The 15,371-nt window shown below is 60.6% G+C and carries 10 protein-coding genes and 2 pseudogenes; 6 read left to right on the forward strand and 6 right to left on the reverse strand.

All coding sequences use genetic code 11. The features are described from left to right. Positions 1–1,111: 1,111 nt before the first annotated feature. Positions 1,112–1,861 (forward strand): annotated as a pseudogene (hutU, locus tag ACO08C_RS14055) (urocanate hydratase); the annotation flags it as partial. A 746-nt stretch (positions 1,862–2,607) separates the two neighbouring features. On the opposite strand, the gene ACO08C_RS14060 reads toward hutU, so the two are convergent. The 4 genes from ACO08C_RS14060 to ACO08C_RS14075 are packed head-to-tail and all read right to left on the reverse strand — an operon-like array spanning position 2,608 to position 7,575. Continuing rightward, positions 2,608–2,889, reverse strand: coding sequence for a hypothetical protein (locus ACO08C_RS14060; protein ID WP_421786425.1), 282 nt, complete (start codon positions 2,887–2,889; stop codon positions 2,608–2,610). Next, positions 2,889–3,938 (reverse strand): 2-oxoacid:ferredoxin oxidoreductase subunit beta, encoded by a 1,050-nt coding sequence (locus ACO08C_RS14065; protein ID WP_421786426.1) that lies wholly within the window; start codon positions 3,936–3,938, stop codon positions 2,889–2,891. The genes ACO08C_RS14060 and ACO08C_RS14065 overlap by 1 nt, the downstream gene beginning before the upstream one ends. Continuing rightward, a complete protein-coding gene (locus ACO08C_RS14070) occupies positions 3,935–5,773 on the reverse strand; it encodes a 2-oxoacid:acceptor oxidoreductase subunit alpha (protein ID WP_421786427.1) in 1,839 nt (612 codons plus the stop codon). Before ACO08C_RS14070 ends, ACO08C_RS14065 begins: the two co-directional genes overlap by 4 nt. Further along, entirely contained in the window at positions 5,770–7,575 is a 1,806-nt protein-coding gene (locus ACO08C_RS14075; protein WP_421788733.1) for an FAD-dependent oxidoreductase, read from the reverse strand. Before ACO08C_RS14075 ends, ACO08C_RS14070 begins: the two co-directional genes overlap by 4 nt. 198 nt (positions 7,576–7,773) lie before the next feature. On the opposite strand from ACO08C_RS14075, the gene ACO08C_RS14080 reads away from it, so the two are divergent. The 5 genes from ACO08C_RS14080 to ACO08C_RS14100 all read left to right on the forward strand — a co-directional run bounded on the left by ACO08C_RS14080 (position 7,774) and on the right by ACO08C_RS14100 (position 13,172). Next, positions 7,774–8,976, forward strand: a complete 1,203-nt coding sequence (locus ACO08C_RS14080; RefSeq protein ID WP_421786428.1) for a glycine C-acetyltransferase — start codon at positions 7,774–7,776, stop codon at positions 8,974–8,976. Positions 8,977–9,241: 265 nt separating this feature from the next. After that, the gene (locus tag ACO08C_RS14085) at positions 9,242–10,456 is read left to right on the forward strand and encodes a hypothetical protein (protein ID WP_421786429.1); all 1,215 of its coding nucleotides are present in this window, start codon (positions 9,242–9,244) and stop codon (positions 10,454–10,456) included. Between the two features lie 319 nt (positions 10,457–10,775). Then, positions 10,776–11,501: a hypothetical protein gene (locus tag ACO08C_RS14090; protein WP_421786430.1), complete on the forward strand. Its 726-nt coding sequence runs from the start codon at positions 10,776–10,778 to the stop codon at positions 11,499–11,501. After that, the gene (gene tdh / locus ACO08C_RS14095; RefSeq protein WP_421786431.1) at positions 11,473–12,510 is read left to right on the forward strand and encodes an L-threonine 3-dehydrogenase; all 1,038 of its coding nucleotides are present in this window, start codon (positions 11,473–11,475) and stop codon (positions 12,508–12,510) included. Before ACO08C_RS14090 ends, tdh begins: the two co-directional genes overlap by 29 nt. Continuing rightward, on the forward strand, positions 12,507–13,172 hold the full coding sequence (locus ACO08C_RS14100) for a nitroreductase family protein (RefSeq protein WP_421786432.1): 666 nt from the start codon (positions 12,507–12,509) through the stop codon (positions 13,170–13,172). Before tdh ends, ACO08C_RS14100 begins: the two co-directional genes overlap by 4 nt. Here the strand turns inward: ACO08C_RS14100 and ACO08C_RS14105 are convergent. Then, positions 13,169–13,351 carry a superinfection immunity protein gene (locus ACO08C_RS14105; RefSeq protein WP_421786433.1) on the reverse strand — a complete coding sequence of 61 codons (183 nt, stop codon included), beginning with the start codon at positions 13,349–13,351 and terminating at the stop codon, positions 13,169–13,171. The genes ACO08C_RS14100 and ACO08C_RS14105 overlap by 4 nt on opposite strands. Before the next feature lie 250 nt (positions 13,352–13,601). After that, positions 13,602–15,253: pseudogene (locus ACO08C_RS14110) on the reverse strand (long-chain-fatty-acid--CoA ligase). Between the last annotated feature and the right edge of the window lie 118 nt (positions 15,254–15,371).

A 15,371-nucleotide genomic window follows, 5' to 3' on the forward strand; every position in this document is an offset into this window, starting at 1 on the left:
TGACGTACCAAAATACAGCTCTAAGACTGAATTATTATGCTTTTCGATTTCGGCGCTTTTTATACAATTAGCTTAGACTATAAAGAGCGCAGAAGCGAATTCTGGGCTTGGTAATATAAGTATTTCAGATTGAAAAAGGAGTGTTTTGGGTGTTATAAAAAACTCATTGCATCCGTGAATTAATGGTCTTGTTAGTTTCCTGATTCGAAGTTGTATTATTATTTTTTATATTGAATATTTTTTTCTCTCTGGTTCATAATGCGTTCCTCGAAATTCACCTTCGTGGACACATGAAGCCGGAACACAAAACAGCAGTGACGCAGCGAAGACAGTAATGAAGTGCCCGCGACGACGACACTGGCGGCTGACTGGTCCAGCGTGGGCCAGTAGAAGTGGCGAAACTGGGTCCCGGCTTTGCCTACATACGGGGAAAAGAAGCGGGGATTACGGATGTTATCGGTTATTACCCACCTGGTGGTGATATGCAGGATGCGCAGCCTCCCAGTCGATGATGGGACCTTTTTCTTCGCCAAGGAGACAGCCCATTCGCTGCTGACCATTTAGAGTAGCATCGCGCTATCAAACCCTGCCGCCTCATGAGGGAGAGATGAGCTTGTCTGCAATCGTCGCCACAATTCTCGCCGGTCTGGCGCTCCAGTCTGCCACCGTTCCCGGGCAATATGTCGGCACGTGGCCGCAAGGTGCGGAAAACCGCCAGCTCTGGGAACGCTATCGAATGGCGCTTCTGACGGCGATGTTCGTGGATCGACCTGACGACGCGCCCACCCCCCACGTATTTGTGGATCCACTGTTCGTGGACAACCGGCATATTTGCGGCGTGTACATGTCAGTCCGGGACGCTGACACGCAACCCCGCGCGTACCCAATCTTCATCACCCGCCTTACCAGCCTGGACTTCGGCGATGAGACCGGGGAGCGCGCGCTAGCGGTTGAGGTTGTGAGCCGCGACGCATCAGACGCCGAGCTGGGTGCTTACTGCCCCAATATTCCTGCAGACATGCGGGCTGAATTTTTCCATGCGGCAGAGCGCTATCAAGCACCACCTGTTGTCTTCGAATTCGACGGCGCGGGCCTCCTGTCCGGCGCTCAGGTGCGGGCGATGCTCGGCTTTTGGGAGCAAGGCATTCCGGTTCTCGATTACGGCAATAATATCCGCCAGATGGCCAAGGATGTGGGCGTGGAGAACGCGTTCGACTTCCCGGGCTTCGTGCCCGCTTACATTCGGCCGCTGTTCTGCCGCGGCATCGGGCCCTTCCGCTGGGCGGCGCTGTCGGGCGATCCGGCGGACATCTACAAGACGGACGCCAAGGTGAAGGAACTGATCCCGGACGACAAGCATCTCCACAACTGGCTCGACATGGCGAAGGAACGCATTGCCTTTCAGGGCCTGCCGGCGCGGATTTGTTGGGTCGGGCTGGGCCAGCGTCATCGTCTGGGCCTCGCCTTCAACGAGATGGTCGCCTCGGGCGAATTGTCGGCGCCGGTGGTGATCGGGCGGGATCATCTCGATTCCGGCTCGGTCGCATCGCCCAATCGCGAGACCGAGGCGATGATGGACGGGTCCGACGCGGTGGCCGACTGGCCGCTGCTCAACGCGCTGTTGAACACGGCTTCAGGCGCCACCTGGGTGTCGCTGCACCATGGCGGCGGCGTCGGCATGGGCTATTCCATTCACTCCGGCCAGGTGATCTGCTGTGACGGCACGCCGGAAGCCGCCAAGCGTATCGAGCGCGTGTTGTGGAACGATCCCGGCACGGGCGTGATGCGCCATGCCGACGCGGGCTATGACATCGCCAAGGACTGCGCCCGCGAGCAGGGGCTGGATCTGCCGAGCATTTGATGCTCGCGCTTTTCATCTTTCCCCTTGACGGTGAGGGTGGGGGCGCTTGGCATTGAGGCCCTCCGGTCAAGCCGGAGGGAGGCGGATAAATAGTGTAAAACTCAGAAATATCGTCCTGCTCCGGTTTAACCGGAGCATCTCGATCATCAATCTTGTCTTCTGCAAGATGCGCCTGGCGGCTGGTTGAAGCAGAGCGTGCCGGTAGCGATGGCGCAACTGGGTCCCTGCTTTATCCGCTTTCGCGGGCAAGAGCCGCAGGGATGACGAGCGCTTGTTGACTGTCTTGTTGTTCACTTCCGAGGAGAGCGGAGTGCCAGCCCCGCCTTACAGTCCATGCCGGCCAGTGTTTCGCGCCGGGTTTTCAGCTCAAGGGTGAAACCGCGAAGCGGCGCTTACGCGCCCTTGACCTGAAAACCGCGGCGCCGAAAAAATCCCGGCAAGGCATGAAAGGCCAATTGTGGTCGCCGATGCCTGTCGCCTATCTCCCACTCGTCATTCCGGGGCCGGCATGGGTCCCGGATTGCGCGCTGCCGCGCCCGTCCGGGATGATGATGAATGAATGTAATTCCGATTGTTTTGCCTCCCATCCCTCCCCTTGACGGGGAGGGTGGCCCGAAGGGCCGGGAGGGGTGGGAGGCATCGCCACCCCCTCCGTCTCTCGCTGCGCTCGAGACACCTCCCCCGTCAAGGGGGAGGATCGGCGGTTCGATGAAGAAAAGAAGGAATGATTAGGTCGTCCAACAAAATCAGTTTGTGAACTGGCGGTCGTCGAATTTAGCGATGCCAGAGAACAGGTATCCAATCATCGCACCGATAAGTGCAGATGTAGTCGCAGCATCAATCAAATTATTGATTGCGAGCAAAATTATAGCGGGAACGAAAGAAATGGCTGCCGCGAACTGGATCGACCTAACGCCGATGCCTTTTTTGGAAATACAGCGTTCCAGAAGTATTCCAATTATTCCTAGAGGAATCGTGGCTGCACAAATGATCGACACCCAGAAAGTGTAATTATCGGGCGTATTCATTAGCTATACCCGTCCATCAGCGCCTTGAGCTTGCCGGAGCCCGGGCAGAGCTTCGAATAGCCGATCGCGTTGAGCGGCGTGTCGGGCAATTGGTTCATATCGGCCATGTCGGCGTGGGTTTCGTCGATATAGATGAGGCCGGTCGGGATTTCGGAGCCTTCGAGATTCTTCAACAGATCGAAGGCGGCGTCGCGGTCGCGCGGATCGTGTTCGCGGCCGGCCTTGCGCAGGACGACATTGCCGCCTTCATGCATCGGGATGGTGATCGCTTCGCCTTCGGCATAGCTGGCCGTGATCTCGGCCTGTTCGGGCACGAAATCGGCATGGATGACCGGGTGATAGTATTTGTAGGTATGGGCGTAGGACTTGGTCGAGCCGGCATGGTCGTTGAAGGTGACGCAGGGCGAGACGACGTCGATCAGCGCAAAGCCCTTGTGCATCAACCCGGCCTTGATCAGCGGCACGAGTTGTTCCTTGTCGCCGGAGAAGCTGCGCGCCACGAAGGTGGCGCCCAGGGTAAGGGCAACGCGCACCGGATCGATCGGGGTCTGTTCGTTGACCTCGCCGTACTTGGCTTTCGAGCCGACATCGGCGGAAGCCGAGAACTGGCCCTTGGTGAGGCCGTAAACGCCATTATTCTCGATGACATAGAGCATGTTGAGATTGCGGCGGATGGCGTGCGCAAACTGGCCCATGCCGATGGAGAGCGAATCGCCGTCACCCGAGACGCCGATATAGTGGAGCTCCGGATTGACCGCCGCGGCACCGGTGGCGACCGACGGCATGCGGCCATGCACGGTGTTGATGCCGCTCGACTGGCCGAGGAAATAGGCGGTCGTTTTGGACGAACAGCCAATGCCGGAGACCTTGGCGGCGCGATGCGGTTCGAGATCGAGCTCGTGGAAGGCACGTACGAAGGCCGCGGTGATGGAATCATGGCCGCAGCCGGCACACAGGGTGGAGGCTACGCCCTCATAGTCGCGCTGCGTCAGCCCGTGCTTGTTCTTGCGCAGATGTTTGTCGACGAGCGGTTTCTTGATCGAGGTCATTTGGCCTCTCCGGCGCAGTGTTCGGCGATCATGCGGGCGATGAGGCCGGTATCGGCCGGCATGCCGGAATAATCGAGGATCGGAATGAGCGTCTTCTTCTCGACATCGGTCTCGTTGATGAGGAGCTGGCGCAGCTGGGCATCGCGGTTCTGCTCGACGACGAAGACCGTGTCGTGGGCGGCGAGGAATTGCTTCACCTCGGTGTGGAAGGGAAAGGCCTTGACGCGCAGATAGTCGAAATGCAGCCCGTCCTCGGCCAGCGCGGCGATAGCTTCGCGCACCGCGGCATCGCAGCCGCCGACGGTGAGGATGGCGCGTCGTGTCTTTTCCTTTGCCGGCTGTACAACCGGGCGCGGCAATTGGTCGGCAGAATTCTTCCACTTCTGGAGAATCCGGTCGAGGACTTCCTGGTAAGCTGCTGAATCCTCGGTGTATCCGCCAAACTTGTTATGGCCCGATCCACGCGTGAAATAGGCACCCTTCGGGTGTTCGCCGGGAATGGTGCGATAGGGAATGCCGTCGCCATCGACATCGAGATAGCGGTGGAATTTCCCGATGGTTTCGAGCTCGTCCGCGTGCAGCACCTTGCCGCGATCCGGCCGGCGGCCGTCATCCCAGTCGAAGCGCGGCACCATCCATTCATTCATGCCGATGTCGAGATCGGACAGGACGAAGACCGGGGTCTGGAAGCGCTCGGCAATGTCGAACGCGTCGACGGACAGCTCGAAGCATTCCTTGGGGTCAGCCGGGAAAAGGACAATGTGCTTGGTGTCGCCATGGCTGGCATAGGCGGCGAGCAGAATGTCGCCCTGCTGGGTGCGGGTCGGCATGCCGGTCGACGGGCCGACGCGCTGGATGTCGAAGAAGACGGACGGCACTTCGGCATAATAGGCAAAGCCGATGAATTCGCTCATCAGCGAGATGCCGGGCCCGGAAGTCGGGGTGAAGGCGCGCGCACCGTTCCAGCCGGCGCCGATCACCATGCCGGCGGCGGACAATTCGTCCTCGGCCTGGATGACGCAGTAATTATTCTTGCCGGTCTCGGCATCGACGCGCAGCGCCTGGCAGTGCTTCTTGAAGCCGTCCATCAGCGAGGTGGAGGGCGTGATCGGATACCAGGCCCCGAACGTTGCTCCGGCATAGACACAGCCGAGCGCGGCGGCGTCATTGCCTTCGATCAGGATGCAGTCCTTGGTCGCATCCATGGGTTCGAAGCGCAGCGGCAGCGGTTCGTAATGCTCGCGGATATAGTCGAAGCCGAGCATGAGCGCCTTCATGTTGGGCTCGATCAGCTTGGGCTTGGCCTTGAAGGTATCCTCGACGAGGCCGCGAATGATCTCCATATCAAGACCGGTCAGGGCCGCGATAGCCCCGACATAGGCCATGTTCTTCATCAGGACGCGGGTGCGGGCGTTGGAAAATTCCTCATTGGTCATGCGCGCCAACGGCACGCCGATGACATTGATGTCTTCGCGTCCGTGGAGTTTGGGGCGCGGCCAGGTTGCGTCGTAGAGCAGGGTACCGCCCGGCGAGACGGACTTCAGATCCTGCTCATAGCTTTCCAGATTCATCGCGACCATCAGGTCGACATCGCTACGCCGTGCGGTCCAGCCGTCTTTCGAGACGCGGATCTCGTACCAGGTTGGCAAGCCCTGAATGTTGGACGGGAACAGGTTCTTGCCGGTCACGGGAATGCCCATGCGGAAGATGGACTTCATCAAAAGCCCGTTGGCCGAAGCCGAGCCGGTGCCGTTCACATTGCCGATCTTGATGACGAAGTCGTTGACCTTCACGGCCTGCGAGCCTGCCGCTTGCGGACTGGTTTGCACGTTCATTCAGCGGCTCTCCGGCTGGCGGCCGCCGCAAGCTCGTCATCGGCATGCGGCAGGAAAATGGTCGATTTCTGCATATCCCAGGCGCCGGTCGGGCAACGCTCCGCGCACAGGCCGCAATGCAGGCAGAGATCCTCGTCCTTGATCATGATCCGGTCGGTCAAAGGGAGATCTTCAGAGACATAAAGCGCCTGGTCGGTGTTGAGGGCGGGCGCTGCGAGGCGGGTGCGCAAATCGGCTTCCTCGCCGTTTGGCGCGATCGTGAGGCAGTTCACCGGGCAGATGTCGATGCAGGCATCGCATTCGGTGCAGGCGGGGGCCGAGAAGACGGTCTGGATGTCGCAATTGAGACAGCGCTCGACCTCGGTCTTGATCTGCTCCGGCGTAAAGCCGAGCTCGACCTCGATATCGAGGGTCTTGAAACGCTCGGCGAGATCGACCTCCGGCATTTCGCGGCGATGCTCGGGGTCGTAATCATTGGAATAGGACCATTCATTGGGTCCCATCTTGACGGTTTCGAGATTGAGCCCGCGCGGCAAGCGATCGGTGATGTCCTCGCCCTGGCAGTGCTTGTGGATGGAGATGGCGGCCTGGTGGCCGTGCTCGACCGCCCAGATGATGTTAAGCGGGCCGAAGGCGGCATCACCGCCGAAGAACACGCCCTTGCGTGTGGATTCGAACGTTGTCTTGTCGACGATAGGCGCTTCCCACTTGTCGAATTCAAGTCCGATATCACGCTCGATCCAAGGGAAGGCATTGTCCTGACCGATGGCGAGGATGACGTCATCGCAGGGAATCGTGGTCTCGCCGGTGACGCGGGTGCCGGTGATGCGTCCCGTCTCGTCAATGTCATATTCCATCAGCTCGAATGTCATGCCGACGAGCTTGCCGTTTTCGGTCACGAAAGCCTTGGGCGAATGGTTGACGACGATTTCGACATTCTCGTGCTCGGCGTCCTTCAGCTCCCAGGGCGAAGCCTTGAAGAAATCGCGCGGTTTGCGCGCCATCACCTTCACATCGTCAGCGCCGAGGCGCAGCGAGGTACGGCAGCAATCCATGGCGGTATTACCGACGCCGATGATGAGGACGCGCTTGCCGATTGTCTCGATATGGTCGAAGGCGACCGATTCCAGCCATTCGATGCCGATATGGATGTTGTCGGCGGCTTCTTCGCGGCCGTCGATATTGAGGTCCTTGCCTTTGGGCGCACCGGAGCCGACGAAGACGGCATCATACCCTTCGTCGAGAAGGTCTTTCATCGAATTGATCCGGTGACCGGTCTTGAGCGTCACCCCCATGTCGAGGATGTAGCCGATCTCGTCGTCCAGCACCTTTTCCGGCAAACGGAATGAGGGGATATTGGAGATCATCAGGCCGCCGGGCTTCTCCAATGCCTCAAAAACCGTGCAGTCATAGCCGAGCGGGGCGAGATCATTGGCCACCGTGAGCGAGGCGGGGCCGGCGCCGATGAGGGCGATCTTCTTGCCGTTCGGCGTGCCGCCCTCGGGGATGAGATGTTTGACCTCGTCGCGGTGATCGGCGGCAACGCGCTTTAAGCGGCAGATCGCCACCGGCTCGTCTTCCACTCGTGTACGACGGCAAGCGGGTTCGCAGGGGCGGTCGCAGACGCGTCCGAGAATGCCCGGGAACACGTTGGAGCGCCGGTTCATCATGTAGGCGTCGGTGTAACGCCCCTGGGCGATCAGCCGGATGTAGTCGGGCACCGGCGTGTGCGCCGGGCAGGCATACTGGCAATCGACAACTTTGTGGAAATATTCCGGATCGCTGGTATCCGTCGGCTTCATGGCCATTGACACTTTCAGGAACGGGTGTCCGCCCCTGATCCCTCCCGGCAAATCACTGCCTGTCAGCTAAACCCGGAATAGGGGGCAATGCCAAGAAAAACCGGCAGATTCCCGCAGTATCCGTGCGGTCATTGCTGCCCGATTGAACCGGCGATGCGCAGCGGCTATGTCTCGCCTCTCATTCACGGGAGCCCAGCCATGTCCGACGCCTTTTATGCGCATCTTTCAAACACGCTGAAGGAAATCGAAGCCGACGGGCTCTACAAGCGCGAGCGCGTGATCGCCTCGCAGCAATATTCCGAGATCGATGTGAACCGGAATGGCGAGACCGATCACGTCATCAATTTCTGCGCCAATAATTATCTCGGGCTCGCCAACCGGCGGGAGTTGATCGACGCGGCGAAGTCGGCGCTTGATGACTACGGCTTCGGCGTCGCGTCGGTGCGCTTCATCTGCGGGACCCAGACCGTGCACCGCGAGCTGGAAAAAGCGATCGCGGCCTTCACCGGGCAAGAGGATGCGATCCTTTATGCCGCGGCGTTCGACGCCAATGGCGGCCTGTTCGAGCCTTTGCTGGATGAGAATGACGCGATCATTTCTGATGCGCTGAACCATGCCTCGATCATTGACGGGGTGCGGCTCTGCAAGGCCAAGCGCTTCCGCTACGCCAATTCCGACATGGACGATCTTGAGGCGCAGCTGAAGGCCGCCAACGCAGCCGGCGCGCGCCACAAGCTGATCGTCACCGACGGTGTGTTCTCGATGGACGGCTATATCGCCGATCTCAAATCGATTTGCGATCTGGCCGACAAATATGGCGCGCTGGTCATGGTCGATGATTGCCATGCGCACGGTTTCATGGGCGCGAAAGGGCGCGGCACGCCCGAGCATTGCGGCGTGATGGGCCGGGTCGACATCATCACCGGCACGCTCGGCAAGGCGCTGGGCGGCGCGATGGGCGGGTTTACCGCGGCCAAGCAGGAAGTGGTCGACATTCTCCGTCAGCGCTCGCGGCCTTATCTGTTTTCGAACTCGCTGGCTCCGGCGATTGCCGGGGCGTCGCTGAAAGCGCTCGACATGGTCGAAAAGGGCGATGATCTGCGTGCCCGCCTGTTCGACAATGCCAAGCGCTTCCGCACGGGCATGAGCGAAGCCGGCTTCGATCTGTTGCCGGGCGAGCACCCGATCATTCCGGTGATGCTGGGCGATGCCGCGCTGAGCCAGACAATGGCGGACCGGCTAATGCAGGAAGGCGTCTATGTGATCGGCTTCTTCTATCCGGTGGTGCCCAAGGGCAAGGCTCGTATCCGTACGCAGATGAGCGCTGCGCACACACCGGAGCAGATCGACCGGGCGATTGCGGCCTTCACCAAGGTCGGGAAAGAGCTGGGGGTGATTTAGGGGAGCACGCTTCGTCTTGCTCCGGCCGCGCGTGCGCGAGACCGGAGCATCTCGAACGAGAAGCCGTTCATCGAGGTCCTCCGGTCAAGCCGGAGGATGACGGTTGGATTTTTAGCCAATGAAGGATTGCGCCCACTAATTCCCGCGTGACGCCTGCGCCTTAATCCGGTACCAATTGACGCGCAGGTTCGCCGGGAAGCGAATTTGCATCCATAGCCCTGCTGGGGGGCATCAAAACGGCAAGACAATTGCCGAGGAGGTTTTGATGTCTGAAGCACCGAGCGCCACCGACGGATCGAAAGGCGCTGTGAGCACACCGTCCGCCAGCAGTGCCCGTCCATCGGACGAGATGCTGCCCTTCCTGAACAATTTCCACGATATCTTCACGACGATTGGCGTGCTGATCCTTTTGGGTGGCATGGGCGTCGCGATCGGCCAGATCATGGGCGGTCTCGGCATCGAGGAGGGCAGTCTGCGCTGGCAGATGGCGCTGATGGGGCTGTTCGGCGGTTTCGCGATCATCACCTGGCTCTTGGCGGCCCTGCTGGTCGGGCACCAGCGCCGGATCCTTCCCGGTATCGTGTTGTGCGGCGCCTTCAGTACGGCGGTGACGATCATCCTCGTCTGGGCCTATGGGCAATTCCTGGTTCAGGGCGTTGGGATCGGCGAAGACTATTTCGAGAGCCGGTTTGCCAATGCGCCCGACGAGATGGAATTTGGCCGCGAGGCGGTCGCCTATGTCCTGTCGCAACTGCCCTGGTCGGTCCGGCTCCTGCCGGTGGTCGCCGGTCTGGCCGCGCTGATTCCCGTAGCGATGTTCTATTTCAGCTTCCGTCTGCCCTTTGCCGGAGGGTTGATGGGCGTGGCGCTGGCCGTATTGGGCGCGCTCGTCCTGTTCACGCTCGATCCCTATACGACCGGCACCTTCGCGCCGGCGGTGGGGGTGGCGGTCGGCGGCGTTCTTCTGCTGGCGGGCATCATCTTCGATGCACGCGACCCGGAACGCACGACGCGCCTGTCGGGCACGGCGTTCTGGCTGCACTTCTTTGCCGCGCCGATCCTGTTGTCGGCGGTGCTCAACGTCGTGCAGGTGGGCTGGACGCTGGAAGAAGCGGATTTCGTCAATCCCGAGCAGACCAATCTGATGGCCGCGCTGGCCTCGGACAGCGGCCACGCGGCACAGCTTGCCGCCGTGGCGCTGATCGTGATCGCGTTGTTCGCGCTGGTGTCGCTTTTGATCAACCGCCGCGCTCTGATCGTATCCGGCCTGCTGACGGCAGGCATTTCGATTGCCGCGATCGTCAACCAGTCTGGGCTCGAAGCCCCCGTGGTGCTGGCCATCACACTTCTGTCGCTTGGCGGGGTTGTTGTGCTTCTCGGTGCAGCCTGGAATCCGGTCCGCCGCGTGTTGTTGGCGCCGGTGCCAGCGCATGGCCCGCTGGCGCGGGTTTTCCCGCCGGTCAGCGCGGCCGAGGGGTAGGTCGAGTTCTTTTCCTCCCCCGCTTGCGGGGGAGGGGGACCACGAAGTGGCGGAGGGGGGCATGCCCCCCCCTCGTCGCTTCGCGACACTCCCCCCGTAAACGGGGGGAGAAATCGACGCTCGCCCCTGGATGACGACGCGAATATCCATAACCACTCGTCTTGCTCCGGTTTAACCGGAGCATCTCTTAGTCCCTGCGAACAGATCGAGATCCTCCGGTCTAGCCGGAGGATGACGAAGACAGGCGCGAAGATCGAGGCGATAGCTCTGCTTCTCAATCTCGTACGATCCGCTTACCGTCGGGCCGGGAGGGCATTTCATGACCTGGCTGGCGCGGATCTGTTTCGGACTATCGGCCGTTTTCGCAGTCTGGACGATCGTGCTGGTCGTCCTGATGGGCGGCAATTCACCGGAACCGGCCGCACCGATCACGCGCGGATTTGAAACGCCGATTCTGGCTCTGGAGTTTGCCGAAGAAGAAGCCGATCTGGCTTTCATTGCCGGCGATGCCGGCGCGCCTCTACGCGCAGAATTGCGGCGCGTGCAGACGCTCGATGTCTGGTTCCCGATTGCCTATGCCGGTCTGGCCGCATGGTGTTTTGCGGGCCTCGGCCTGACTGGCCGCCGCATCGCCTGGCCGGGGGCACTTCTCGCCGCGGCAACCATACCGGCGGACTGGGCCGAAAACGCTGTCATAAACGAAATCCTTTTGCGATTGGGCGAGGGGGCCAGTGTAACGGCGCTATTGCCGGATCTGGCGCTGACGACCTGGATCAAATGGGCGCTGATTGCCGCCTACGCATTGGTTTTCGCGTTGGTGATGATGCTAGAGAAACGTTTCCTGCTGTCGCTGCCGGCGCTGGCGGGTGGCACCATGATCCTCCTGACGGGGATCACCGGCGGCCGGGCACTGTTCGCGGAAATGATCACCCTGCCGCTGGCACTGTTCTTTTTGACGATTTTGATGGCGGCAATGCTATATCTCCGCGCGAGTTTCAAAGCGGAGACGTTCCCACATGAAAGCCCTCGCCAAGTCGAAAGCTGAACAAGGCATCTGGATGATCGAGGATGCGCCGGTGCCCGAAATCGGGCCGGACGACGTGCTGATCAAAATCCGCAAGACGGCGATCTGCGGCACCGACATCCATATCTACAACTGGGACGACTGGGCGAAAGCGAACATTCCCGTACCGATGGTGGTCGGCCATGAGTATGCTGGCGTTATCGAAACGGTGGGTTCGGATGTAACGCGCGTGAAGGTCGGCCAGCGCGTGTCCGGCGAAGGCCATGTCGTGGGCGCAAGCTCGCGCGCCGCGCGGGCCGGCAAATTCCATCTTGATCCCGACACCAAGGGGATCGGGGTCAACATTCCCGGTGCTTTCGCCGAATACATGAAGCTGCCGGCGTTCAACGTGGTGCCATTGCCCGATGATGTGCCGGACGAGATCGGTGCGGTGCTTGATCCGCTCGGCAATGCGGTGCACACGGCGCTGAAATTCGACCTCGTCGGTGAGGACGTGCTGATCACCGGGGCCGGGCCGATCGGTATTTTCGCGGCCGCCATTGCGCGTCATGTCGGGGCCCGTCACGTCGTCCTCACCGACATCAATGACGACCGGCTGAAGTTGGCCGAAAGCGTGGTGAAGCACCTCACCCCGGTGAACACGTCGCGGGAGGAGCTGAAGGACGTCAAGGCGCGGTTGAAGATGACCGAGGGGTTCGATGTGGGGCTGGAAATGTCCGGCGCGCCGGTGGCCTTCAACCAGATGCTCGACAACATGATCATGGGCGGCAAGATCGCCATGCTCGGCCTGCCCTCGAAACCCGTCGAGGTGGATTTCGGCAAGCTGGTGCTGAAAGCCATCACGCTGAAGGGCGTCTATGGCCGGGAGATGTTCGAGACCTGGTACAAAATGCTGGCCATGCTGCAATCGGGGCTCGATGTCTCCGGCGTCATCACCCACCGTCTGCCGGTCGCGCAATTCCAGGACGGTTTCGATGCGATGCGCTCCGGCCAGTCGGGCAAGGTGGTGCTGGATTGGACCGGCGCATGACCGACACCCGCCCCCTCGACTTCACCGAAAAGCCGCTGGCCGAGATGACAGCGGAGGCGAAAGCCTTCTACGAAGACATCCGGAAACGCCGGACTGTGCGCGAGTTTTCCGGCCGCGAGGTGCCGCGCGAAATCATCGAACATGCGATTCTGGCCGCCGGGACGGCGCCCTCAGGCGCCAATCACCAGCCCTGGCATTTCACGGTAATCGGCAAGGGTGCGATCAGGAAACAGCTCCGGGAGGCCGCCGAGGCCGAAGAAAAAGCCTTCTACGAGGGGAAGGCGAGCACCGAGTGGCTGGAAGCGCTCGAACCGCTCGGGACTGACGATCACAAGCCCTATCTCGAGATTGCGCCCTGGATCATCGCTGTGTTCGCGCAGCGTCGCGGCGGGGTGACGGCCGGAGAAAGCAAGAAGAATTACTATGTGAATGAAAGCGTTGGCATTGCCTGCGGCATGCTTTTGACGGCGCTGCACCGCGCCGGACTGGTGACGCTGACCCACACGCCGAATCCGATGACCTTTGTTTCCGAGATCTGCGGCCGGCCTAAGGATGAAAAGCCCTACATGCTGATTGTGGCCGGCTACCCTGCGGACGGCGCGCGGGTGCCCGAGCACGCCCTCATTAAAAAGCCGCTCGGCGATATCTGCGACTTCATCTAGACGCTGACGCGGCGGGCCGTTGCGGTCGTCGACCAGATCAGCGCGATTAGCCAGCCGATAACGGTCCAGCCGAGCAGCAGATTGGTCAGAAAGATCGCGAACGCATTGTGATGGCCGCGGATCAGGGCGATCAGCGTCGGCAAAAACATCATCAACAGGCCAAGAATGACGATTTCCATCGGTCGGGCTCCATATCGAATTTCGATAAGAACTTACGCCTCGCCGCCGGGCCGCGCAAGGGGCGGTGAGGGGGATTGTGCGGGGGCGGGTCCCGTTCCGCCGAACGATTGGTCAAGCTGCTGTTTATACCCCCGCCTTCCTCCGATTTAATCGGAGGATCTCGAGGTCTTGCGGCCGTATCGAGGTCCTCCGGTCTAGCCGGAGGATGACGGGAAATTTGAAACCGGTTTGCCGAAGGCTCCTGCGCCCTTAAGCGCCCATGTCCTCGGTGCCCGGGAATTGGTAATCCTTGAACATTTCCCGGAGCTTGGTCTTGAGGATCTTGCCAGTTGCACCGATCGGCATTTCCTCAATGAATTGGACATCGTCGGGGATCCAGAGCTTGGGCACGACGCCGGCGAGATATTCCTTGATGGATTCGACATCGGGTTCCGCGCCGGGGACCAGTTGGACAATCAGCAATGGCCGCTCGTCCCATTTCGGATGCGGCATGCCGATGGCCGCGGCCATGGCGACGCTCGGATGCCCCATGGCGGCGTTTTCGAGATCGATGGAGGAGACCCATTCGCCGCCGGTCTTGATAACGTCCTTGGACCGGTCGGTGATGGTCATGAAGCCGTCCTGGTCGAGATAGGCGACATCGCCGGTCCTCATCCAGCCATCATCGGTAAAGCTGTCCTGTCCGGCGCCGCGGAAATAGCCGGAGGCGATCCACGGGCCGCGGACATGCACATGGCCGGACGATTTGCCGTCCCAGGGCAGTTCATGGCCTTCGTCGTCGACGACGCGCATTTCGACACCGAAGACGAGCCGGCCCTGCTTCAGCTTGATCTTGATCTCGTCCTCGCGGTCGAGCCCCTCATGCTTGGCGAGTGGCGCATTGACCGTGCCGAGCGGGCTCATCTCGGTCATGCCCCAGCCCTGTTGCATGCGCACGCCGTATTCGTCTCGAAGGCGCGCAAAAGCGCTTCGGGCAGGGCCGCACCGCCAATCAGCACTTTCTCGACGCTGTCGATCCGGTTGCCGCTTTCGCGCAGATATTGCAGCAGGCCGAGCCAGACGGTGGGCACGCCAGCTACGTAATTGACTTTCTCCTCGGAAATCATCTCGTGCAGGCCGGGCCCATCGAGGCGCGGTCCCGGCATGACCAGCTTGGCTCCATTCATCGGCGCGGCATACGGGATGCCCCAGGCATTGACGTGGAACATGGGCACGACCGGCAGGAGAACACCGGTCGAGCCGACACCGATCACATCCGAGGCGCTGGACGCCATGGCGTGGAGAATGGTCGAGCGGTGCGAATAGAGCACGCCCTTGGGATCGCCCGTCGTGCCGGATGTGTAACAGAGACCGGCGGCGGCGTATTCGTCGAACGCCGGCCAGTCATAATCCGGCTTGTGGTCGGCGATCAGATCCTCATAGGCGAGGCATTTTGTCTGAACATCCTTGGTATGGCTCGAATCCGCCATCAGCACCCAGTTCTTGACGGTCTTGCAGTGCTTGGCGATGCCGTCGATCAGCGGGGCGAAGGTCTTGTCGAAGAAGACCGCCTTGGACTGGGCATGATTGAGGATCCAGACGATCTGGGCGGGATCGAGCCGCGGATTGACGGTGTGGATGACGCCGCCGACACCGGACACTCCGAAATACAGTTCGAGGTGGCGGTGATTGTTCCAGGCGATCGTCGAAACGCGGTCCGAATCCTTGATCTTCAGTTTCCTGATCAAGGCGTTGGCGAGTTGCCGCGTCCGTGTGTGACAATCGCTGTATCCGTAACGATGGACGGATCCGTCCTCTGCAAGGCGGCTGACGATCTCGCGGTCACCATGGCAATTGTCGGCATGCTTCAATATCCCTGAAATCATCAGGGGGGCATCCATCATCTCGCCCTTCAACATCATGCTTGTCTCTCCCCGGTCGTGTGCCCGTTTTCGGGCTTGGCCGCATTGAAGCCTTTATTGCGCCTACAGCGCAACGCCTTTGCGTGATTTTTCGAAAGCGATTACAGGCAATTCCAGT

It is taken from the genome of Hyphobacterium sp. (genome assembly GCF_965229905.1).
Taxonomy (GTDB): domain Bacteria; phylum Pseudomonadota; class Alphaproteobacteria; order Caulobacterales; family Maricaulaceae; genus Hyphobacterium.

Bases quoted from the DNA above. Each gene is read 5' to 3' on its own strand.
- ACO08C_RS14065 (WP_421786426.1), bottom strand. From the start codon at position 3,938: ATGACCTCGATCAAGAAACCGCTCGTCGACAAACATCTGCGCAAGAAC.
- ACO08C_RS14080 (WP_421786428.1), top strand. From the start codon at position 7,774: ATGTCCGACGCCTTTTATGCGCATCTTTCAAACACGCTGAAGGAAATC.
- ACO08C_RS14060 (WP_421786425.1), bottom strand. From the start codon at position 2,889: ATGAATACGCCCGATAATTACACTTTCTGGGTGTCGATCATTTGTGCA.
- ACO08C_RS14090 (WP_421786430.1), top strand. From the start codon at position 10,776: ATGACCTGGCTGGCGCGGATCTGTTTCGGACTATCGGCCGTTTTCGCA.
- ACO08C_RS14070 (WP_421786427.1), bottom strand. From the start codon at position 5,773: ATGAACGTGCAAACCAGTCCGCAAGCGGCAGGCTCGCAGGCCGTGAAG.
- ACO08C_RS14085 (WP_421786429.1), top strand. From the start codon at position 9,242: ATGTCTGAAGCACCGAGCGCCACCGACGGATCGAAAGGCGCTGTGAGC.
- ACO08C_RS14100 (WP_421786432.1), top strand. From the start codon at position 12,507: ATGACCGACACCCGCCCCCTCGACTTCACCGAAAAGCCGCTGGCCGAG.
- ACO08C_RS14105 (WP_421786433.1), bottom strand. From the start codon at position 13,351: ATGGAAATCGTCATTCTTGGCCTGTTGATGATGTTTTTGCCGACGCTG.
- tdh (WP_421786431.1), top strand. From the start codon at position 11,473: ATGAAAGCCCTCGCCAAGTCGAAAGCTGAACAAGGCATCTGGATGATC.
- ACO08C_RS14075 (WP_421788733.1), bottom strand. From the start codon at position 7,575: ATGAAGCCGACGGATACCAGCGATCCGGAATATTTCCACAAAGTTGTC.